The sequence below is a fragment of the Nocardiopsis chromatogenes YIM 90109 genome, assembly GCF_000341185.1.
Lineage (GTDB): Bacteria > Actinomycetota > Actinomycetes > Streptosporangiales > Streptosporangiaceae > Nocardiopsis_A > Nocardiopsis_A chromatogenes.
Window position 1 is genome coordinate 17,820 of record NZ_ANBH01000130.1, and the last position, 22,353, is coordinate 40,172.

General features: G+C 71.4%; 14 protein-coding genes. All 14 read right to left on the reverse strand.

Annotated features, from left to right (window positions below; translation table 11 throughout):
* Nucleotides 1–570: 570 nt before the first annotated feature.
* Nucleotides 571–1,008, reverse strand: coding sequence for a hypothetical protein (locus D476_RS0113305; RefSeq protein ID WP_026123478.1), 438 nt, complete (start codon nucleotides 1,006–1,008; stop codon nucleotides 571–573).
* A 173-nt stretch (nucleotides 1,009–1,181) separates the two neighbouring features.
* The gene (locus D476_RS33190) at nucleotides 1,182–1,784 is read right to left on the reverse strand and encodes a hypothetical protein (RefSeq protein WP_017624434.1); all 603 of its coding nucleotides are present in this window, start codon (nucleotides 1,782–1,784) and stop codon (nucleotides 1,182–1,184) included.
* A gap of 245 nt (nucleotides 1,785–2,029) precedes the next feature.
* Nucleotides 2,030–4,111 (reverse strand): hypothetical protein, encoded by a 2,082-nt coding sequence (locus tag D476_RS0113315; RefSeq protein ID WP_239648695.1) that lies wholly within the window; start codon nucleotides 4,109–4,111, stop codon nucleotides 2,030–2,032.
* A gap of 62 nt (nucleotides 4,112–4,173) precedes the next feature.
* The gene (locus tag D476_RS0113320) at nucleotides 4,174–5,043 is read right to left on the reverse strand and encodes a hypothetical protein (protein ID WP_017624436.1); all 870 of its coding nucleotides are present in this window, start codon (nucleotides 5,041–5,043) and stop codon (nucleotides 4,174–4,176) included.
* 177 nt (nucleotides 5,044–5,220) lie between these two features.
* Complete coding sequence (locus D476_RS0113325; protein ID WP_017624437.1) at nucleotides 5,221–5,934, reverse strand: Crp/Fnr family transcriptional regulator; 714 nt, start codon at nucleotides 5,932–5,934, stop codon at nucleotides 5,221–5,223.
* Nucleotides 5,935–6,083: 149 nt separating this feature from the next.
* A complete protein-coding gene (locus D476_RS0113330) occupies nucleotides 6,084–6,929 on the reverse strand; it encodes an NAD-dependent protein deacetylase (protein WP_040726280.1) in 846 nt (281 codons plus the stop codon).
* Nucleotides 6,930–6,990: 61 nt separating this feature from the next.
* Nucleotides 6,991–8,403 (reverse strand): hypothetical protein, encoded by a 1,413-nt coding sequence (locus D476_RS0113335; RefSeq protein ID WP_017624439.1) that lies wholly within the window; start codon nucleotides 8,401–8,403, stop codon nucleotides 6,991–6,993.
* A 165-nt stretch (nucleotides 8,404–8,568) separates the two neighbouring features.
* A complete protein-coding gene (locus D476_RS33195; RefSeq protein ID WP_026123480.1) occupies nucleotides 8,569–8,985 on the reverse strand; it encodes a YchJ family protein in 417 nt (138 codons plus the stop codon).
* Between the two features lie 206 nt (nucleotides 8,986–9,191).
* Nucleotides 9,192–11,327 (reverse strand): choline BCCT transporter BetT, encoded by a 2,136-nt coding sequence (gene betT / locus D476_RS0113345; RefSeq protein ID WP_026123481.1) that lies wholly within the window; start codon nucleotides 11,325–11,327, stop codon nucleotides 9,192–9,194.
* Between the two features lie 270 nt (nucleotides 11,328–11,597).
* Complete coding sequence (locus D476_RS39010; protein WP_239648696.1) at nucleotides 11,598–14,000, reverse strand: DEAD/DEAH box helicase; 2,403 nt, start codon at nucleotides 13,998–14,000, stop codon at nucleotides 11,598–11,600.
* Complete coding sequence (locus D476_RS39015) at nucleotides 13,949–15,355, reverse strand: caspase family protein (RefSeq protein WP_239648697.1); 1,407 nt, start codon at nucleotides 15,353–15,355, stop codon at nucleotides 13,949–13,951. The genes D476_RS39010 and D476_RS39015 overlap by 52 nt, the downstream gene beginning before the upstream one ends.
* A complete protein-coding gene (locus D476_RS0113355) occupies nucleotides 15,352–15,864 on the reverse strand; it encodes a hypothetical protein (protein ID WP_017624442.1) in 513 nt (170 codons plus the stop codon). Before D476_RS0113355 ends, D476_RS39015 begins: the two co-directional genes overlap by 4 nt.
* 191 nt (nucleotides 15,865–16,055) lie before the next feature.
* Nucleotides 16,056–17,648: an exonuclease domain-containing protein gene (locus D476_RS0113360; protein ID WP_017624443.1), complete on the reverse strand. Its 1,593-nt coding sequence runs from the start codon at nucleotides 17,646–17,648 to the stop codon at nucleotides 16,056–16,058.
* Nucleotides 17,649–17,751: 103 nt separating this feature from the next.
* Nucleotides 17,752–22,287 carry an AAA domain-containing protein gene (locus D476_RS0113365; protein ID WP_239648698.1) on the reverse strand — a complete coding sequence of 1,512 codons (4,536 nt, stop codon included), beginning with the start codon at nucleotides 22,285–22,287 and terminating at the stop codon, nucleotides 17,752–17,754.
* Nucleotides 22,288–22,353 lie beyond the last annotated feature (66 nt).

The window sequence follows — 22,353 nt, forward strand, 5'->3', positions numbered from 1 at the left end:
GACATTTTTCAGGTTCCGCCCAAATAACATTCATTCACATTCATTCCCCCTATCCCGCCCCTCCGGGCCGATCGGAACACCGATTCCCGTGCGGCCCCGTGGCCGAATCGCGCCATCCTTGGGCCGAGGTGGGCGACGAGGCCCGGATCGTCATCGACGACCCGTTCCTCGGTCCCGGGACGGAGACGGCTGACGGTGGCACCGGGGGACCGAGCGCAGGGGGCCGACGGAACAGGCAGCCCCGCAGGCCGGGCGCGGGCGGCGGGGAGGCACCCGTGAGCGGGGTGAACCGCAGGCGACGGCGCGATCCGGCTGGCCTGCGCCGTCCGGTGATGCTCCCCGGGCCCGGGAGACCGGCCCGGAAGACCGGTCAGGGAGGACACCGCTGCGCCGACGCCGCTCGGTTCCGACGGCCGCCCTCCCGGCCCGGCGCCCACCGCGTCCCGGCGTCGCGCTCGCCGACCGGCCTCTCTCCTGACGGTGTCGGGGAGGAGCCGCCGCCACGACGAATCCTCCCGGTCCGGACGATCGCGGCGGGCGCCCATGGGCGCTCACGGGAGCCCGGCGGCCTCAGGGCCCGACCAGCAGGGCGCGGACCACGTGCCCGAACAGCAGGCGGCCGCCCCAGGCCGCGGGCGCGTCGAGGACGCGGGGAAGCCGGGCCACCCGGACCTCCTCGCGCCACAGCACCCGGGCCCGGCCGCCGCTCCCGCCCACCACGATCTCGGCCCATCCGGTGACCAGGGCTCCGCGCTTCTCAAGGCGGCACATGCCGGGCCTCCCGTCCGAGGGCGGAGACCACCGCACCACCTCCATCGTGTCGTCGAACCCGACCGGTCCGATCCCCGTACGCGCCGAGAGCAGCGTCCCGACCCCGGTGGCGCCGGGGGGCTCGACAGTGACACGCGTCAGCGGGATGTGCGCCCCGTGGCGGGGCCAGTCCGTCAGCCGCCGCCACGCCTCCTCGGGCCCCAACGAGACGCACCGCATGATCCGGAAGAAGGCCACAGGCCGATCGTAGACGAGGAGCACGCGGACGAGGAGCACACACCCGACCGGGGCCGACGGCTCTACCGTCCTCCGTCCTCCTCCCACCGTCCGAGTCCGGTGTCGCCCTCCTTCCGAGGGGCGACCCGAAACCGGAAATGGGGGAATCGGCTCCTACGAGGGACCTGACGACCTCAGGCTCCGGCCTCCGCTCCGGCCCTCGCCCACTGGCGTCGGAGCCGCTCCGCCAAGTCCGCGCGTTCGAATCCTTCCAGGATGCTCGCGAGACGATCCACCATGGCCGGCCGCTCCCACTCTTCGAGTCCGGCCAGGAACACGTCCATGGTCGAGTCCCGATCCCCGTCACCGTCGCCGTTCACGATTCCTCCCACCTGCTCGGGAGGGGTGAGCATCTCATCGAGCATCTCGCCTGCTTCGGAGATCCGGTCCAACTGATCGGGGTGCTGCTCGAACCACCAGACGCGCGCGAGTACGGAGTCGACCAGGACGTCACGCTGCAGTTCCCGGACACGCTCCATGCGCCCCCGGTGAACGGCGGCTTGGATCTCCTTCCTCGGCCCCAGGAGCTCCAGCTCCTTGGCCAGGCTCATGTCCTCCTCATCGACGGCGAGGGCCACGGTCACCATGTGTCCGCGCACCTCGGCCCGGTCGAAGGCCTCTTCGTCGAAAAGGGCGCACCTCAGTTCCGCCTCCGCCACCCCCATGTCGCCGAGGGAGAAGTCGGCCGATCTCTCCGAAGCCGACCGAATGATCCGGCGCTGAAATTCGGCCAGCATGCGGGCACGGTCCGACGATCCTGCACCATTCCACGCGACCTCCAGCGAGAACCGGGCCCCGAACCACAGCCCTTCGTTCCTGCTCGGCAATCGAGCTTCGAAGTCGATCTGCGAATCGGGGGCCCGGAACGCGATACTCCAAGAGGGAATGGAAGGACGCCCCCGCCTGGACCCGAATCCGAAAAATGTCATGATCTCACCCCTTCGATCAGCATGCCTCCACCAGCCTGTAAGGAATGACAGGATCAGGATTCACGGCCGCTGATCTCCTCATAGAGCCTGTCGACTTCGGCGACCCTGCGTCCGCACGCCAGCCGCCAGCGCTTGATGACCCGGAGGATCGCTTCCGCATTGCCAGGGGAGCCATGAGCCGCCGCCCGCAGTGACTCCTTGACCGGTTCGGGCACCGGCCAGGAAGCAAACGCGTTCAGCCACATCCACAGAGTCTTCGATGCCTGCGCGTTGTCCTCCATGAGGGCTTGCCAGCAATTCGCCACGGTGTCGGCCGAAACCCGGGACTCCGCGAGTTCGGTGAAGATCACCGGTTCCCCATCCTCCGGTCCCTGCGCAGAGCGTGTGAGGAGGTGCGCCAGCCCTTGAACGGCGAAGTATCCGCGGTGTCCGTGCCTCGACGCGTCGGCCACCCAGGTCGTCAGCTCATCGAGCACCGACTCCACATTGCCCGGCTCATCGGCGATGCTCTCTAAGATCCCGACGAGCGATCCGGCCCACTGGTGGGGAACCTTCGCCGCGATGAGCCGCAACCGCACCATCGCGGAGCGCGGGCGCACCCGGCCGTAAACTCCGCACACTTCGGCGACCATACGGTCGAGCTGATGTGTCCTGCCACCGGCGGCCACCCGGTACAGCTCCGCCCTGACCACCCCGCCGATCTCGGCGGTGACAGCGGCTTCGGCGATGGCGGGGACCGCCGCCCACGAAAGGTCGGCGGTCCGGCCCCAGGACCTCATGAGCTCAGTGACGGGGGACGGATCCGAATGGCGGAGTCCGAGCCTGAGCCACCGGTCGGCGAGGTCCCCCCTCTCCGCCCACGGGAGCTCTGCGGCAGCCGACTCCGACCAGGAGAGAAGGTCGGCCCTCGCGTGCGGGTGCTCACGCCAGAGATGGTCCAGGGCGCCGTCCCTGATCTCCTGACGGGTGAACCGGATCCTGTCGTCCACGACGGTCGCAGGGAAGTCCTGGAGTAACTCCGACAGGCCGCTCCCGGAGATGGGCGTGCGCCAAGCGGAGGGAACCTTCCAGCGCTGGGCGAGTTCATGTGCCTGCTTGAGGACGACGGGGCAGCGGGCGCCTTCCAGCAGCGCGACGGCCTCCAGGAGGACCCGTTGGAACTCCTTCTCGTAGTCGTGCTCGGCGAACCACTTCCGGAGCTCCTTCGCCGGGTCGGTGAAGGAGCCGATGACGGAGTCGATCCACTGGCGGTAGCCGTCCTCTCCGCCGCCACCCGTGTCCGGTCGCCCCCGGGCGGCCATCCCCGCCAGCTGGGTGGCGCGCCCCGGGTCGGCACCTCTCAGCGCGGCGCGGACCCCTTCGTCATCACACCACCGCCGGGCATCCTCCTCGCACGTCCGATGCCGCATCGACCTGAAGAAGACCTCCAGCGGACGGGGAGGTTCTTCGATCTCCAGCCAGGCGTACGCCTCTCCGAACTCCTCGGTCCACTGCTTAGGGGTGGCGATGACGACGAGGAGCGTCTCCGCCTCACGGACCCTCCCCGCGAAGGACCGCAGAGCGGTCCGCTGGGTGGGGCCGATCTCCGGGGCATGCGTCAAGTCGATGAGATAGGTGTGCTCCTTTTCGACTTCGACTCCGGATAGACCCGCATCCCGTTCGTCCAGGTCCGGCATCTCCTCTTGAATCGGACTCCCGGGCCTGAGGGCCGCGAGCGCGTTGATGCCCGCCGTTCCCCTGCCGGTGCCCTGTTCACCGACGATGATGCCGATACTGGAGCGGCGTAGTTCCTCCTCAAAACGCTTGTAGTCCCGGCATTCGACGAACGTTTCAACGATCGTCTCCACTTTCTGTTCGTCCATCCGCAGGGCATTGCGGACCCGTTCAGCCGTCTCCTCTGAACGGACGTAGGTGTGGAACGCGACGCCGCCTTGGATCAGGCCCGCCTGCACCGCCTGACCCCGGTTGGAGCCCACGCTCGACCGCGCATTCGTCCGTCGGTCGGACTGCCTTCCCCCTTCGCTGCCGCCCCCTTCCTCGGTGCCCGCATCGGGCTTCCCCGCTTGCGCCGATCCCGATGCCTCGTCCCGGGAACCCGAGTCGCCGGAAGCACTCCCGTGCGTTTCGCCCTCCACACGCGCGTCCTTGGGCGGGCGTTCCTCTCCTTGCTGTTCAGGATCTCGCCCCTCGGCCACGACTACGCCCCCTTCTGGTCCCCGAACTTCAGGCCACCAGAGATCTCATCCGCCTGAACGGACACGCCGCTATTGGTGCCGATTGCTTTGGAGGGGCGCTCCCTGCCCTCGTCCACCCATCCCGGTCCTCCCTCCACGTCTTCTGCACCAGCGCCTGTCTCAGCCCCGGTCCCCCCTACGGTTCTGGCCGGGTCGCCTGCGTCGCTGTCAGCCCGCCCGACAGATGAAGGCCTCGGCGTGTAGACGTACACCTCGGCCTGGAACTCCTTGTCGGGGATGCTTCCGTCGGCCGGTTGGAAGAGGGCCGGGTTCAAGGCGACGTATCCGCCGAGGACCGCGTCCTCGTACACGCGGCTGGACAGGCCCGCGACCAGGTAGGTCACGTCCGGGTTGCCGGCCTTGAGCGCCCTTCTCAAGGGGGCGGAGTCCAGGATGCGGTGGGTCTCGGTCATGGCGGATCCGATGCCGTCGCCGCGTTCTTCGCCGCCGCTGTCGGGGAGCGGGCCCAGGCCGATGGCGGCGCGCAGCCGCAGGCTCAGGGTGCGGTCCTCGTAGGCGAGGATCGGCTGCATATCGGCGAGGACTTCCTGGAGTTCGCCCATGAGCGGGTTGATGAGCAGGGCGAGGTGTTCCGGGTCCACACCGACCACGTATCCGTCCCCGGTGTGCTGGGGGAAGGACGCGTTCTCCCAGAGGCCGGCCAGCCCGCAGTCGCGGAACGCGGTTTCGAGCGCATCTTGGATGGAGTTGTTGAGCAGTCGCTGGTTCATGGAGGAGGTGCGCGAGAACTTCTCCGCATCGACCGCCAGGACGGCTCGGTAAGGCGGCATGGGCTTGCCGGTGCGGCGCGCGCGGCGGGGGACTTCCACCATTTCGCTGTCTCCTCGGGTGTCGGGGGTGCGCGGCCTCCCAGCCGCGCACCCCGACCTTCCCCCGGGGGCCAGCAGCGCTCTGTCCAGAATCAGACACACCACGGCGGCGCCCCGTCGGCGCCCCGCCCGTGCCGCGTCAGAGCCCCTGTGAGCCCGGTCTCCCTCCGACGCGCACCGTCAGGAGTCCCCCTGGGCGACCTCTCTCAGGCGGTCCAGGTCGCGGATCGAGACGTACTGGCGGCCTGTGCGGATGATGCCCATGGACCGGAGCCGTCCGAACTCCGCGGCCACCGAGGCGCGGGACATGCCGATCCAGTCGCCCAGCTCCTTCTGGGACAGCCCCACCCGCAACACGGCGCCGTGGCGGGCAGCCCCGTCTCCTCCGCCCTTCGCACCGCCCGCGCCGGGGACGTGCGTCCCCAGCACGCCGGTGAGCCTGAGCAGCGTCGCCGCCAAACGCCGCCCCGAGGGCAGGGCCACGATCTCCGCGCGCTGGCTCTCCCCTTCGCTCTGCCGCTTGACCACGTGCTCCCACAGCGCCCGGTGCAAGTCCATGCGCCCGACGAGCAGCCGGAAGTGGGCACTGGTGAGGGCGCGGGTCAGGCAGCCGCCTCCCGTCGGCGTCACCGTCGCGGTCCTCGGCAGCCCCGACAGGGCGGAGAACTCGCCCAGCGCTTCCCCCGACCCCCTGAGCGCGAGCAGGGACTCGGTGCCGTCCGGTCTGACGACCGACACCTTGACCGTCCCCTCAGCGAGCATGTAGACGACGCCTTCCCGGTCGCCCTGGCGCATGATCGGTTCACCGTCGGGGAAGACCCTCGTGGCGCCGGCCTTCAGGAAGACCGCCCACTGCTCGTCCGTCAGCAACGCGCCGAAGCCTTGTCTGCGCACCTGTGCCCTTTCGGTCCTCGTGAACGTCCGTCGTCCGGATTCCTTTCCTTGAACTCCGGATCGCCAGCCGTTGGAGGCCGAGAGTGACCGAATGCGGTCGCAGGGCCGGAACGCGCGGACAGGCGCCGCCACGCCGTCGAGCCACCCCGTCAGGCCCCGTACGCCTCCGCGAGGGCCTCCAGGACCTCGGTGCAGCCGGTGTCCAGCTTCAGCGCCGCCAGGTCGTCCGCGCGGGTGGGGCCGCGGTTCACGATGGCCACCGGCTTGTCCTGCTGGGCTGCGTGTTTGACGAACCTCCGCCCCGACAGCACCGTCAGCGACGAACCGGCGACGAGCACCGACGCCGCCCCGTCCACGAGACCGTAGGCGTCGAGCACGCGCTCCTTCGGCACGTTCTCTCCGAAGTAGACGATGTCTGGCTTGAGCATGCCCCCGCAGTACTCGCAGTCCGCGACGCGGAACCCCTCCGTGGAGGCCAGCACCGCGTCGGCGTCCGGGGCGACCTCCACGTCCGCCACGCTCTCCGAGAAGCGCGGGTTCAGGGCGGCCAGGCGCTCGGCCAGGTGGGCCCGACTGATCGTCCGCCCGCACGACAGGCACACCACGCGGTCGAACCGCCCGTGCAGGTCGATCACCCGGCGGCTGCCCGCCGACTCGTGCAGGGTGTCCACGTTCTGCGTCACGACACCCGACACCAGCCCCGCCGCCTCCAAGCGTGCCAGCGCGCGGTGCCCGCCGTTGGGGCGGGTCTCCCGCATGTAGTGCCATCCCACGTGATTGCGGGCCCAGTAGTGCCTGCGGAACGCCGCATCCCCGACGAACTGCTGGTAGGTCATCGGCGTGCGGGGCGGCGAATCCGGTCCGCGGTAGTCCGGGATTCCGGAGTCGGTGGAGATCCCCGCCCCGGTGACCACGGCCACCGGCCCGTCTCCGAGGGTCTCGCGCAAACGCTCCGCCGCCGCGATCGGGCTCTGGGCCTCCGTCGTCTGAACCACGCAGTCGAGCCTATGCGCCCGGGGCAATCCGCCGACCGGCCCGCCCCGGGCGCCCGGCCCCTCAGCCTGCGAGTCCCTGCCGCCCGTCGCCGCCGTCGGGGAGGTCGATCCCCCGCACGGCGCCAGGGGTGAGAGTGCCGTCCTGCATCCGCAGTCCCCTGTAGACGCGGACCGGCCCCGCAGGGGCGTCGACCGTCCCCTTGACCGACGACGACCGCCCGGCGACCACGTCGTCCGTGCCGTCGCCGTCGGTGTCCACCAAGCGCAGCAGCGTACGCGGAAACTCCTCATAGGGGTCCCAGTACTCGTCCTCGGGAGGCGGGGACGCCTGCGGGTACTGGTCGGCCTCCTCCGGACGCAGCAGGCACGCCCCCTCACCGGTCAGCCCGTCGGGACCTCCCGGCAGGACGACGACGTCCCCCTCGTCCACGGGCGGCTTCCCCCCGCCCGCCGGGCGGTTCACGGCCGCGGCGACGTCAGCGTACCCGTCGCCGTCGACATCCCCGGCCTCCAGCACGGTGCCGAGCTCGTCGCCGTCCACCCCCTTCTGGGACAGGCCGGCCTGGTCCATGCCCACCCGGGTGGCCGGTTCCTCGGCCGGACCGTCCGGTCCGCCGGGGTAGACGGTCACCTCCCCCGGACCCGGCGCCCCGTCCTCCACCGTCGTGCCGACCTCGCGGACGATGAGGTCGCCGAAGCCGTCCCCGTCCACATCGGCCACAACGCCCTCGTCCGCGTTGGCACGGGTCCCGGCCGACTCGAACCCGTCCTCGCTCCCGGTCCACAGGGCGGTCTCATAGGCCATCTCCTCGAAGGCCCGGAAGGCGACGAGGTCGTCGCATCCGTCGCCGTCCATGTCCCCGGCGATGAACGAGTTCTCCAACCCCTCCAGGTCGACCCCGGAGGAGGCCGTCCGGGCGGGTGCGCCGTCGCGGTCGAACGGGCCGTACAGGACCTCGCTCTCGTCACCGAACCACTCGACGCCCACGAACATGTCGGAAGCACCGTCGCCGTCGAAGTCCCCGACCGCGGTCAACCACGGCTGCACTTCACCGCCCTTCTGGACCACCGTCCCTCCGTCGACGCCGCCTTGCCCGCCCCAGACCAGGGCGATGGACCCCTGGTCTTCGTCCCTCTCGGTCCGTGGGCCCGCGGACACGGCGACGTCGGTCACGCCGTCCGCGTCGAAGTCGCCGGTCAGGGCGGTCTCACCGAATCGCACGTCGTCCTGCAGCGACGCAGGGACCCCGTCCTCTCCGGGCACGACGCTCTGAGCGGCCCCGCCGTCCGGGCCGTCCTCGCTCCCGGGGACGACCAGGAGGCTCCCCTCACGCTCTGCCTTCTCTCCCGACTCATAGGGGCCGAGGTACGGGACCACCAGGCCCTCGAAAGCGTCCCCGTCGACGTTCTGGACGGTCCGGTCCGGGGCCCCCTCCCCGCGGCCCCACCCGACGCGGGCACGGATCCGCCGCACAGCTCCCCGGGATCGTCCGGCCGGTCGGTGCCACAGCCGGCGGCCAGGAGGACGAGCGGGAGGACCAGAAGGGGCCGTCATCGTGAGGGGACGGTGGGGCGGGGCGATCATGCTGGGGAGAACGTCATGACCGGCGGCTCAGTTGTCCGATGCCCCGAGCAGTCGTCAATCCGTGACATCTCCGTCGACGTAGGTCCACTGCCCCTCATGGCGGGTGAAACGGCTGTTCTCGTGCAGGGCGCCGGTCGAGCCGCCGTGCCGATAGGAGGCCCTGAACTCGACCGTGCCGTCGGTGTGGAATGCCGTTCCACCGGTGGTCGACAGGATCTCCAGCCCCTCCCACTCCATGGCGGGATCGAGGTCGAGCCTGCGGGGACGGGTCGTCGGGTGCCAGCTCTTCTTCAGGTAGGCGGCGTCCCCCAGGACGAACGCGGTGTACCGGGACCGCATCAGCTGCCCGGCGGTGGAGGCCGAGCGCCGTCCCTGGTGCAGCGGGGCGCAGCAGGCGGCATAGGGCGCCCCCTTCCCGCACGGGCAGGGCATTTCGGGGTCGGCGGAGCCACTGGGGCGACGTTCAGGCATGCCCCCATTGTTCCGCGCACCGTAAGGGAGCGCGCCGCACCGGCCGCTCTCGCGCGGCTGCATGAGGTGTCGACCGCCGTCTGCAAGGCCGCACAGGCAGGCGACGGCCCCGCCGCGTAGTGGCGCGTGACGGGGAGACGCCGTCTGTCCCGGGGCCTCTCCGGCCCCACGCAGGCGCGGAGCCGGAGAGGCGGCCGGACCCGGGATCAGCGTTCGTCGTCGCCCTCCACGTACACCTCGGCGGTGCCCGGCCCGTGGTCGGGCAGGGCCGACCCGGCGGCGGCCTCGCGGTGCAGGCGCAGGAACTCCAGGTGGCGCTCGTACTCGTCGAGGATGTTGCCGATGAGCTGCTGCTTGCTGTAGCCCATCACGTCGTAGCCCTGGCTGCCCTCGGTGAGGCGCACCTCGAACCGCACGTAGGTGTCCTGGTTGGTCAGCGCACGCATGGCGAAGGCCGGGGTGGGCATCTCGATCGGCCACACCTGGTAGCCGAACTCCTCCTCGGCGCCCATCGGCGCGCGCAGCTCCAGGTGCGGGATGCCGGTCGCCTCGTCCACCCCTTCGGTGATCGAGGCCTCCGCCCCCTGCTCGCGCAGCTCCTCGGCCACGTCCTGGAAGGCCGGGCGGCACACCTCCTCGACGAAGCGGGCCGCCGCCCGCCTTCCGGGAAAGCTCGTCACCCGCGCCAGGCGCTGGCGCCAGTTGCGGTCGGCGCCCCGGCGGTCGATCTCGGTCCGGGTGGACAGCGAGGAGGTCAGCGTGGTGCGGAAGGCCTCCACCCGGAACTGCTCGACCCGCAGCGCCCGGTACAGCCCCCACATGACCAGCAGCATCACGAACGAGAACGGCAGGCCCATGATGATGGTCGCGCTGGTCAGCGCGTCCACGCCGCCGACGATCAGCATGGCCAGGGTGAGCAGGCCGGTCACCGACGCCCAGAAGATGCGCAGCCACGCCGGGGCGTCGGTGATCGGCGTGGGCAGGTGGGAGCTGAGGTTGGCGGTGACCAGCGCTCCGGAGTCGGCGGAGGTCACGTACAGCAGCAGCCCGACGATGGTGGCCAGCCCGGCGCTGAAGGTGAAGCCCGGATACTGCTCCAGCAGCGTGTAGAAGCCCTGCTCCGGGGTGTTCATGGCGACCTCGCCGAACCGGGTGTCGCCGCCCATCACGATGCTCAGGGCGCTGTTGCCGAAGATCGACAGGAAGGTCAGGGTGTACAGCAGCGGGATCACCAGCGTTGCGGCGACGAACTGCCGGATGGTGCGCCCGCGCGAGATGCGGGCCAGGAACATGCCCACGAACGGCGCCCAGGCGATCCACCAGGCCCAGAAGAACAGGGTCCAGGCGTTGAGCCAGTCCACCGGCGGGTCGTAGGCGAAGGTGTTGAGGGTGATCCCGGGCAGCCGGCTGACGTAGTCGCCGATGTTCAGGATCAGGGTGTTGAGCAGCCAGACCGGCCTTCCGGCGAACATCACGTACAGCATCAGCACGATGGCGAGCAGGACGTTGAGCTCGGACAGGCGCCGGATGCCCTTGTCCACGCCGGCCACGGCCGAGACGGTGGCCACGAGCACCGCCACGGCGATCAGCGCGGTCTGGCCCGCCACGCCCTCGGGCACCCCGAACAGGGCGCTGAGGCCGAAGTTGAGCTGCACCACGCCGATGCCCAGCGACACCGAGATGCCGAACACCGTGCCGATGATGGCGGCCAGGTCCACGGCGTCGCCGACGCGGCCGTGGATGCGCTTGCCGATCAGGGGGTACAGGGCCGAGCGGATGGCCAGCGGGAGGCGGTAGCGGAAGGCGAAGTAGCCCAGCGCCATGCCCATGAGGGCGTACATCGCCCAGCCGGTCACGCCGTAGTGGAACAGCGACCACACGAGGGCCTGCCGGGCGGCCTCGACCGTCTCGGGGTCGCCCTCGGGCGGCGCGAGGTAGTGGGTGACGGGCCCGGAGACCGAGAAGAAGAGCAGGTCGATGCCGATCCCGGCGGCGAACAGCATGGCGGCCCAGGCGAACACCCCGTAGTCGGGCGTGGAGTGCTGCGGGCCGAGCTTGACCTTGCCGTACCGGGAGACCGCCACGAACACCACGAACAGCAGGTAGACGGTGGCGACGAGGAAGTAGTACCAGCCGAATCCCGAGGAGATCCAGCCGACCACCGCGCCGATGACGGACTCGGCGTTCCCGGGCGCGATGATCGCCCACACCGAGATCACCAGGATCAGCACGGACGAGCCGACGAACACCGCCTTCTTCAGACGGGGCGGACCGTGCCCGTTCTCATCCTCATCCGCGGGGGACTGTGCCCCCGGTCGCGCCTCTCCTCCGATGGATGACAGCGCTCTCACCTCTCCTGCCCACGGTGCCGACACCGGACGACTGCGGAGGACCCCGCACGGTGGGCCCTGCACCTGCGCCCCCGATTCTGGAGAACACCCGCACAGAGCCGATCCGGGCACCATCCTTCCCCGACCCGGCCCCGCCTCCCCGGTAAACCCCCCACATCGGCGTGCCGCGGGACGCGGGCAGTGGGCTGATGCAGCATGACGCGGCGACACGTCTTCGACGATTGAGCCGTTCTCATGCTGAGGATGTGCGGGCGGTTCCGTTCAAGCCGTGCCCAAAAGGAGTTCCGCAGCGACGGTGTCCGGCTCGGCCCAGCACCTCCACGCGGGGACCCGCACCGTGCGCACGCCCGCCACCTCCGCGAAGAGGACCGCCCGGCCAAGGGTGCGCTCAAGCGCCCTCTCCGAGCCGGGCTGTGCCGGAGCACCGATCCCTGAACCGTCCACGATCACGGCGGCCTCGCCCTGGGAACCCGGGACGAGGAGGTCACACGCGTACCCGTTGACGACGGGCCCTGCCTCCGGGGCGGCGCCGCGGGCCGTCAGCGCCTCGAAGAGCCGGTTGCGCGCCTCGTCGGGGGCCTCTTCCACCGCAGGTGAGAGCGCGTGGGCCGCCAGGTCGGCGAGCAGGCCTCCCTGCTCGGACCAGTACCCCCGGTCCCCGACCACGTAGAGGCGCGAGCGCGCTCGGGTGACCGCCACGTTCCACAGGTTCTGCTGCCTGGCGGCCCACTGGCCCGCCCCACGCTCGACGCCGGTCGCGGCCGTCGGGGACACCACCATGACGTCCCGTTCTCCGCCTTGGAAGGTGTGCACGGTGCCGACCCGGATGCGTTCCCCCGCCTTGCCGCCGAGGTGCCGGTCGAGGTCCCTCCTCTGCGCCGCGAAGGGGGTGACCACACCGATGTCGGCATCGGCCGGAAGATCCGTCCACAGTTCACGCAGCAGGCGGACGACCTCCTGCGCCTCGTCGGGATTGCGGCAGGAGCCGCCCTTGGGCCTTTCCGAGAGCCCCTTGACGTCGATCCAGGTGACGGCCCGGTCGGCGGGTGCGGCGAGCCCTGTGGTGCGGGTGCGCACCGCGAGCCTGTTGCCGTAGAAGCGCCTGTTCACCGGAGTGACGATGTCGGGGTGGCAACGGTAGTGCTCGTCAAGCCAGAGCACGTCGCGACCGGCGCGCGCCAGGGCGGAGGCGGCCGCGTGGTAGGCGGACGAGCGAGTGTAGACGAGCGACCGTTCATCGAGCCAGTCCTCGTCCAATCCGGATGCCGCCTGGATACGCCGGTCCTCGGACGCGTCCAACGAGTTCACCGGCTGGAGCTGGTGCGGGTCGCCGATGATGAGCGCCCGCTTGGCCCGGAAGAGCAGCGGGAGCAGGTCGGCGATGGTGCACTGGCTCGCCTCATCGATGACGACCAGGTCGAAGAGGCCCTCCCGTGGCGGGAACACGCGGGCGGAGCGGGACGTGGTCGCCCAGGCCCGGGCCACGCGCACGAGGCGGTCCATACCGACCCATGTGGATCTGCGGGCCGCCAGATTGTCCAGCCGTTCGTCGAGGACGGAGACGCCCTCGTCCCGAGCCCGGGCCACCTGCGCCACGACGAACCTCCCGGCGTCGCCGCGCCGCTCCTCCCTCAGGGCGCGGATCCGATCGTGGGCCTCCGCAGGGGACGGAAGGCGCTGGAGGCGGTCCTGTGTACGGCGCCAGTCGGACTCGGTTTCCAGCAGGGCGGCGAGCGCCTCCCATTCGTCCGCGTCACGCCCGTAGCGCAGAGAGCGCCGTACGAGCCACCGGTAGAACCACCCGGTCCACCTGCGTTCTGTGGCCGCGTGCACCCGGTGAGCCCACCGACGGACGCTCTCCAGGTCCGGGAAGGCCTCGTCCAGCGCGACCTCCTCGGCCACCCGGGCCCTGTCGCCCTCACGTGTCGGGGCCAGGGCGGCCAGCCGGTGTTCCAGCGCACCGATCTCCTCGAGCGCCGCATGTCCGGCGCCGAGTCCGCGCTGGTGGAGGTCGAGCCGTTCGGCCGCGGTGCGCGCGCCGGTGGAGTCCAGACGCGCCGCCCGCAGCCTCCCGAGGATGTCGGCTTCTTTGCTCTGCTTGTCCGCATTGCCCGTACGGACGATCAGATCGGCCCCAGGGAGCAGACGGTTGGCGCGGTCGACGACCTCATCCACCGCCGTGTTGTTGGTCGAGGCCACCAGGACGGACTCGCCGTCGGCGACGGCGGTGGTGACGACCCCCGTGATGAGTTCGCTCTTCCCCGTGCCCGGAGCACCCGTGGCGACGGTCAAGGTCTCGCGCATCGACGATTCCAGGATGCGCTCCTGCGCGGAGTTGCTGAGGCCGGTGATGACGGGGCGCCGACCACCGGCGCGCCGAGCATTCCCGCACACCGCCGGATCGGCGAGCGCCGCCAGAGCCGTGGACGCGATGCGCTCGGTCTTCAGGCCCTTGCCTGAACGGTGATCCAGATCGGCCGACAACCGTCCGACCGCAGAGGCCGCGGGGTCGGCGGCATAGAGCATCGCCGCGTTGCGGGCCCCGCTGGTCAGCGGCCGACCGGCCTCCAAGCGGTCCTCGAGCCTCCCGGGGACCAGGTCCTGGACCTGGGTCAGCCCCAGGCGCCCGCACAGTGCGCGCGCCTTGTCCGCGAGTCCGGCCACGCCCAGTCCGCCTCGAACCAGGCCACCAGATCCTCGATCTCTTCTTCACCGAGGTCGGCGGCGCTGAGCAGGACCTCCCGGTTGAGCTCGGGCTCACCGACCGGGACGAGCGTGTCGGCGCCGCCCGGCCCGCTGCCCTCCCGTACCTCGACGTCCAGCACGAGCAGGGGGGCGACTTTGAAACCGGTCCTCCCCTTGCCTCTGCTGCGGGCCGGGTCGAAGAGCACGGCCGGGTACCCGTAGCGCAGGGAGCGCCCCTCCCTGCGGGCGCCGTCGGCGATCCGCGCGGGGTCACCGGTCAGTCCGACTTGCTCGCCCTCTCCGCTCAGGAGGAGTTCCCGCCCCGTCCCCACGACCGCGTACAGGCCCGACCCGAGGTCGGGGAGCTGCTGGAGGACGCTCTGCCTGTCGAGGCAGGCGCGATAGTAGTCGAAGAGGGCCGTCCATTGGCGGGTGTCCCAGGGGCGCTCGGCGCCACCGCGCCCGGGCTCGTGCACCGCCCCGCCGCCCGCGTGGCCGGTGGCGGCTCCGGTGCCGTCCCGGCCCTGGACGGGTTCCGCCGCCCCCGTCCCCGGCGGCGCCTGGTCGCCCAGCGCCACCCCGGTCGCCGCCCCCGCGTGCCGGGCCAGCTTCAGGCCGCCGCGCACCCCGAGGCTGAAGCCGGTCACCCGCTGGCGCCCCTGGCCCTCCACCTGCCGGTAGACGTACTGGTAGAGGTCGAGGGCGTCGATCCAGCCGTCGCCGTCGGAGTCGTCGGCGGCGCCGGAGAGGCCGCGGACCACGGCCGCGGTGAACGGGGAGGGGTCCGTTCCCCCGGTGTTCGCCCCTTCGTAGGCGAGCTCGATGGCTCCCGAAGAGGCGATGACGTAGGTCCCGGACGCGTCCCCCGCACCCATCTGCCGTTCGTAGTCGGGGTGCTCGTCGGCCCCGGCCCCGCTCCGGGTGGCGAACCCGTCGGCGAAGGCACCGCTGTAGCAGCAGTCGAGCAGGACGAACTTGCTCGCCGCACGGGACTCCTTCAGCATGCGCTGCAGCGACTCGGCGGGCAGTCCGGTGGACTCCAAACGCTCGGAACGAGTGTCACCGAAGGCGAAATGGAGCCGTCCCCGGGAGTTGCGCAGTCCGTGCCCGGAGAAGGAGAGCACCACCAGGTCCCCGGGCCCCGCCTCCGCCAGGACGTCCTCGACGGCTTCGACCGCCTCGGCCCTGTGCGGGTCATAGAGGGGACGCACGCGGTCGAAGTGCCCTTGGGACTTGAGCACCCTCTCCAAATGCTCGACGTCGGCCCGCGGCGATTTGAGGTCGGAGAGCTCGTGGTAAGAGGTCGCGCCGATCAGCAGGGCCGTGCGCTTCACCGCTCCTCCCCGGCGCCCTCCGGGCCGTCGACCCCCGAGGCGCCTCCAGCTCCCGCACCGTCCTCATCCGGATCCACCGGATCCACCGGATCCACGGAACGGCTGCGCTCCAGGGGCCGCGCCGTCTGGGAGCCGGTGTTCAAACGGGCCAATGAGGACACCATCCGCTCGATCTCCTCCGGCCGCGTGTGCCCCTGCACGGTCAGCCTGGTCGCACCGTTCTCCACGGTCACCGACTTCTGAGCACGGGTACGGAGCCATTCCTGGACGATCGCGGCGATGTGCGGAGCGGCCTGCCGAACCGCGACCCCGGCCATGACGATCGCGCCGCCGACCACCGCCAGGTCCCCGGCGCGAGCCCCTTCGGGGACCGCATCGGGCCCTGTGTCGAGGCCGACCCGCTCGGCGACGACCCCCTCCAAGAGTTCGAGCAGGTCGCGCGTGTGCTCATCGGCCTCTTCGGGGGTGGTGTCCTCTCGGAACCCGATCCTGATCCGCAGGTCGGTCACGCGCGCTCCCTACCATCGGTGCATTTCGAGCCCGTCCGGTAATCGAACGAACACGTTGCGAACCTGTCACATATAGCACCGGAACGGTCACCGCGTTCCTGAAATCGCCCCGGATGACCGCTCCCGGCCAGGACCGGCGCCGAGCAAGCCGACCGCCGATGCGGGGCCGTCACCGCACTCGGCACGTCCGCTCAGACGAGGACACCGGGCACGCGGCCCGCGAGAGCCAGGACGGCCGCCATCGCGAGAACGAGGAACAAGGCACCCGCACATCCGCCCCCGCCCGTGCGGGCATGGTGCCGGGAGCCCGGGGACGCCGCGCCGCGGGTGGACACATGGACGACCATCTCGTCCTCGTCGTCATCCTCGAAGGGCGCGACGAACCGCCGGTAGTACTCGTCGTCGGAGAGTTCGCGCGGGCGCCATGTCCGGTGCCAGCCCGTCCGGCGCTCGAGTTCGGCCCGGCGGTCGTCACGCTCACGGACTTCGGCCGCCCGGGCCGCGTCCCCCGCGTTCTCGAAGAGCGACTTCTGTGCCTCGGCGGCCGCCGCGTCCAGGATCCGCTCGGCCTCCTGCGGCGCCTCCACGCGGATCCCGGCCTCGCGGGCTTTGGCCGCCTTGGGGTGCTCCTCAGAGGGGTCGGCCACGACCAGCCGCACGGTCTTGGTGACGTTGACCCCGACCGTCGCCCCGCGCTCGGCGGCGGAGTCGACCACTGCCCGTACCGCCGCAGACTCCCCCGCCGGCACGATCCTCCACCCCTTGAGGGGGCCGTTGCGGCGGGCCTTCTCCTTCTCGGCCACCTCCAGCAGGTCCCCGACCAGGTGCCGCGCGCCCAGCTGGTCGGCGGCCTTGTTCAGTTCGCGCAGTTCGGCGGAGGTCACCACACCGTCGGCCTCCGCGCGCGCACGCGCCTCGGCCAGGACCTGCTCGTGGACCCCGCGCACGGTGGAGCGGGTGAATCCCGCCTGTGTCGCCAACCGCGCCAGCCGGTGCGCCTCCTCCCCCACGACGCGCCCGTCGGCGAGGGCGTCCACCAGGACCGCACGGTACTCCGCGGCCGCACGCGGCTCGGGGGAGAGCGAAGGCCGCATGTCCGGGAGTCCGGCCGCCAGGTTGGCCAGCCACCCTTCCTCTCCCCTGCGCAGGCTCCCGGGCCGGGGCGCGATCCGCCCCGTGCGGGGCAGCGCGGGCTGGGGCACGGGGTGCGGGCCGACCCACGCCAACGGCTGGGGCGGTTCGGTGGCCAGGATCTGGAGCATGTGGCCGAGGTTGCGCGCCTTCTCCAGGGAGCTCTGCTCCCAGGCGGGCCAGGAGCCGGTGACCTCTTGGAAGACCGTGTCCTGGCGATACCTGGAGAGATCGATGTGCCTGCGGAACTCGAACAGGGTGCACAGCGCGGGGAAAGGGCCCACCGAGATCCCCGCCAGCCGGAACTCCGCCCGTAGGAAGCCTTCTAGGTACGGCAGGTGGTGGGTGGCGACGACCGCGTTGGACAGGCGGGGCACGAGTTCGCCGGCGATCTCCGGGAACGTCGGCGCCGAGGCGGCCAGCGCGTCGTCGATCCCGTGGTACTCGCTGTTGCCGATGTGCCGCTGGGGGTTGACGACGGTCGCGAACTCGTCCTCGACCCGTCCGTCGCCCCACATGCGCACGACGGCCACCTCGCAGACCCGGTCGCCGCGGAGGGGATCGTAGCCGGTGGTGTCGAGCTTGACCACCGCGAACAGGACGCGCCGGGGATCCTCCCCGGGCCCTCGTACCAGTCGGCCCTGGCCGAACATGCGCTCCTCCGATCAGACCGCCGCGGCGACCGGGCGGCCATTCCGTTCCTACCGATTCGACCCCAGTGTTCCGTACGGCAGAGAATTCCGGGAATTCGGGAATTCACGTGTGTACGGGCTCGATGCCCATCCCGTCCAACAGTTCCCACAGCGGAATGAGCGCGCCGTCAGGGTCACGGAAGAACCGGCTGCCGCGAATCCGCTCGAACGTCCACCCGACACGTTCCAACTCCCTCTGGCGCGCCGCGTCCTCCGCCGCGTTGGCCTCATTGTGGAACGCATCACCGTCGCATTCGACCGCGAGCCTGCGGCTGTGCCCTTCCACCACCAGATCGATACGGAAGGGGCCCGCCTGGTACTGGGGGAGGACGCGGTAGCCCCTCGCCCTGAGCGCGCAGAACACGCGCTGCTCGAAAAGGCTGTCGAACGGGTCCACCCGTTCGTCCTCCGGCACATGCGCCAGGCCGGTGCCGTCCTGCTGCTCCACCGGGCGGTCCAGGTAGTCCAGGTAGGACCGGCGCAGGTCCGTCTCCCCCAGGTCGGTCAGGGCGAAGCTGTGGAAGAGCCAGACCTGGTCGCGCGCACGGGAGGCGGCGACGTTGATGGCCTGCTGAGCGCCCTCGGAACTGTACGGCGCGGCCCTCCTGGGCTCGCCCTCGGAGTCGAACGGTGCGTACACGGCACCGATGAAGACGACGTCCCGCTCGTCGCCTTGGAAGGCGGAGGGGGTCCCGACCCGGATCCGCCTGGACACGCGCTCCTCCAGGTCCAGCTCAGCGGCGAGGAGGTCCTCGATGAGGGCCTGCTGGCGGCCGGACTGCAGCACGATGATCCCCATGGTCCGCCCCGCGTAGACGGGGTCGGCGCAGCACTCGGCGACCTGCCTGACCAGCCTGCGCGCTTCATGGGGGTTGGTCTGCCGCTGCCCCTTGCCCTCCAGGCGGCCCTCCGGGACGTGCACGCTGCGCAGCGGCGTGAGGCGGTCGCCGCCGAACTGGCGGAGCGCCTGCAGCCTGCCCTGGTAGAAGTGCTCATTGGAGAACCCGATGATCTCCGGCATGCACCGGAAGTGCTCCTTGAGCATCAGCCGCCCGCGCCCTCCGGCCAGGCCCGAGACGATGTCGAACAGGCTCCGGTTCGGGGAGAACAGGTTGCGGCGGGCGGGGGTCAGCGCCCCCAGGTGGCGCTGCTGCATCGTGAAGACGCTGCCCTGGTCCACCCCGACGTCGGCCGGGCTGACCTGCTTGTCGTCGCCGACCACGACGACCTTCCGGGCGAGCCAGGCCAGCAGCAGGGCCGTCGGCCCGGACTGGCTGGCCTCGTCCACGACGACCACGTCGAACACGCCCGGCCGTTCCATCGGGATCGTGGAGACGACCTGGAAGAACGGCATGATCCAGGCGGGAACGGCGGATGTGCACTCGCGGAGGCTCTCCTGGGCCTGGCGCTGCAGGCGGCCGACGTACTTGCCCGTCCCCTTGCCGATCTTGTTGACGCTCGTCTGGTACGAGCTGAGCGCGATCTCCTGGGCGTCGTCCAACCGGTCGAGGCACCCGGCCCAGGCGCGCGCCGCGGCCAGCCGCGCCATCGTCAGGCGCACCTCGCCGTCGGCCTCGGCCAGCCGGGCGCGGCATTTCTCCTCGGCCCGGGGATCGGTGAGCTCGGCCAGCCTCCTGTTCCACGCCGACCAGGCCCAGGCCCGGTCGAAGTCGTCGATACGGCGTTCCCACTCGGGAAGGTGCGGGTCGGCCGCCACGGACTCGGCGAGCGCCGCGTGGCCGGCCGCGAGCGCGCCGTAGGCCGCCTCATAGTCCGCGACCAGCCGCGCGGCCTCACGCACGCGGGCCATGTCCGCACAGGCGGCCGCGTACGCGTCGGGGTCACCGGACTCCAGCGCCTCGCGGGCGCGGGTCAGCGCCTCCGGGACCTCGGAGGCGCGCCCGGACCAGTCCCTCAGGAGAGTGGCGGCCCGCTCCACGCGCTCGCGGTGGTCCGCCGCACTGTTCTCCGCGTCGACCGCGGCGAGGAGCAGGCCGACCTGATTGACCTGGTCGGCGTCGGCGAGGTCGAGCGAGGCGAGTCCCGGCAGGCCGGCGCAGGCCTCCGAGAGCGCTCGCCTGGCATCGGCGAGCGCGATGAGCACGTCGAGGTCCCGCTTGGCGTCCCGCAGGCGCGCGATGCGTGCCGGTGGCCGCTGCCATGCCCGTCCGGCCGCCGTGTCGCCGCCGAGGAGCCCTTCGGCCTCCTGCAGCGCGCGCTCGGCCGTGACGCGGGCCAGCACCGTTGCGGCGTCGTCGGCGCTCTCCAGCGGGCGCCCGTCGACCCGCACCGACGCGAGGAAGGACGCGTGCTCCTTGGCCAGGCGCGTGCGTCCGAACAGGCCGCGGAGCTTCCCTCCCGATGCGAGGGCTTCGCTGAGTCGGCTCGCGCTTCCGAGGGCCTCGGCGACGCCGAAGGCGTCGAGGCCGGTGACGAGCGCGTCGCCGACACGCCGCGTCTCCTGGTCGGCGAGACCGACCGCCTTGCGGACCCCCTCTTCCCGCACGGTGATCTCGCTGGAGCGGCCGGCGAGGACGTGCGCCAGCGACGGGGCCCAGTGCTCGCCGAGCCGGCGCGCAGTGTCCCGGGCGGCGATGAAGGCGTCCATCGCGGTCCGGATCCGCTCACAGCGCTCGGGGTCCACACCGGCGAGGAGGTCTCCCAGATCGGCGCCCCCGATCCCCGAGGCCTGGGCGTAGGCCTCGTCTGCGGCGGCGATCGCCTGCGCGGACTCGGCGAACTCCCCCGGTGACGGGATCCCCGAGGCTTCCGGAACCTCGGCGGCGAGGCGGCGTGCCTCCGGGCCGACGGCGCGCGCCGCGTCCACGAGGGCGCGGAGGGCGTCGGCGGTCACGGTGGGGTGGTCGGCCGGAACCTGCCCCATCCAGGAGTAGCGCTCCTCCTCGTCGGCGAGGCGGCGCGCGATGGCGGAGAGCCGTCCGCTGTAGTCGCCGATGGTCCGCGGGTGTTCGTAGGTCTCCTGCTCGCGGATCCCCCGCAGGTCCTTGAGGGCCTGGTCGCGGTCGGTCCGCGCCTTTTCCAGCCGGTCCTCCAGCCCGGCGATGTCGCGCCGAGCCTGTCGGGCATCGTGGTCGCCGCGCCGCTCCAGGATCGCCTGGACGGAGGTTTCGAGCTCCTTCTTGGCCTCCAGGCCGTCGCCGGTGCGGCTGACGGCGAGCGGCCGAATCTCCTCGGGGAGCTTGTCCTTGAGGACCTTCAGCGCGCGCGTGGTCTCGCTGGTGATGAGGACCCGCTGCCCCTTCGCGAGCAGGTCGGTGACCAGGTTCGCGATGGTGTGGGTCTTCCCCGTCCCCGGTGGCCCTTGGACGACGACCAGGTCGCTGTCCTGGAGCCGGGATGCGATCCGGCGCTGTTCGGCGTTTGAGGGCAGGGAGAAGTACAGCCCTTCGTCCGGTGCGCCGCGTTCGGCGGTCGGCTCCCCGGTGTCCTCCTCCTGCGCGTCCTCCTGGGCAGCGCCCGGGTCCGTCCCTACGAGGCGCTGTACCAGGTCCGTCGCCGCCTCCCCCCTGCCCAGCGCCTCGACGATCCGCTTGAGGGCGTCCACGCGCCCGCGCTGGGGGCGCTGTCGGAGGATCACGGCGGGTGCGAAGGCCACGACGGGCCCCTCCCCGGCCCCTTCGGCCCCCTTCGCCGCGCCGCCCGCGGGAGCGGGAGCGGCCGTGGAACGCGAGTACTCGGCCTCGGCAGAGGTCGCGACGGCCCACTCTTCGAGGGCACGGTGCAGGTGGCCGGCCGCTTCAGCGGCCGGAACCTCCTCGGCTTCCTCAAGGGCCCCCAGCACCCGGCCGCGCGGCTCTTCGCGGAGACGCTGATCGGCCTCCAGCATCTCCTCTTCGAGCTCGAAGCGGGAGGCCTCGGGGTCGGGCACCAGGTCGATGCGCCCGGACTCGTCCATGGAGGAGACCAGGCGGCGCGCGACCAGGTGGCGGCGGACCGGGTGCCCGTCGGCCGTCCACGTCAGGTGCCCGACGCCCAGCACCAGCTCGTAGGCGTCCCCATAGTCATGGGCCTCCTGGTGGATCCGGAACAGGGCCTCGTAGGCCTTCACGAACGGGGCCTTGGAGCGCTCGTCCTCGGCCCACTCCAGCCACTGCAGGGACCAGCGGGCGTAGGTCTCGCGGACCGTCTCGTCCGGCGCCTCATCCGGTGCCTCGTCCGGTGCCTCGTCCGGTCCGTCGGATTCGCCTTCCCCGCTGTCCTTGGGTGCGGGGTGCTCCTCCTGTCCAGTCCATTCCGCACCGGACCCGTGTCCGGGCAGGGGTGTCTCCCGCAGGGGCGGGGCCTCGGTCCGCTCCCAGTCGCGCACCTCCCGGGGGTCGACCCACGGCTCCAGGGGCACCGGAAGGTCGGGCGGCCGCGTGTGGCGGACCCGGTCGGCTTCGAGCCAGGCATCGCCGTCGTCGGGGTCGACGATCCCGCAGTCGACGGCACGGGGGCTTCTGGGAAGTTCGTCCAGCCAGAGGACGCGTTCCGCAGAGTCGAGCGTCCTGACCGGACGGCTGCGCAACTCTTCGGACTGGAGAAGGAACCGGTAGAGGCTGTGGACGGCATCGGCCCCGGTGGCTTCACGGTCGGTCACGGTCGCGGTGAACTCCTTGTCCTCATGCCCGGCGGCCACCGCTGCGGCCCACGGTGGAACGCCGCC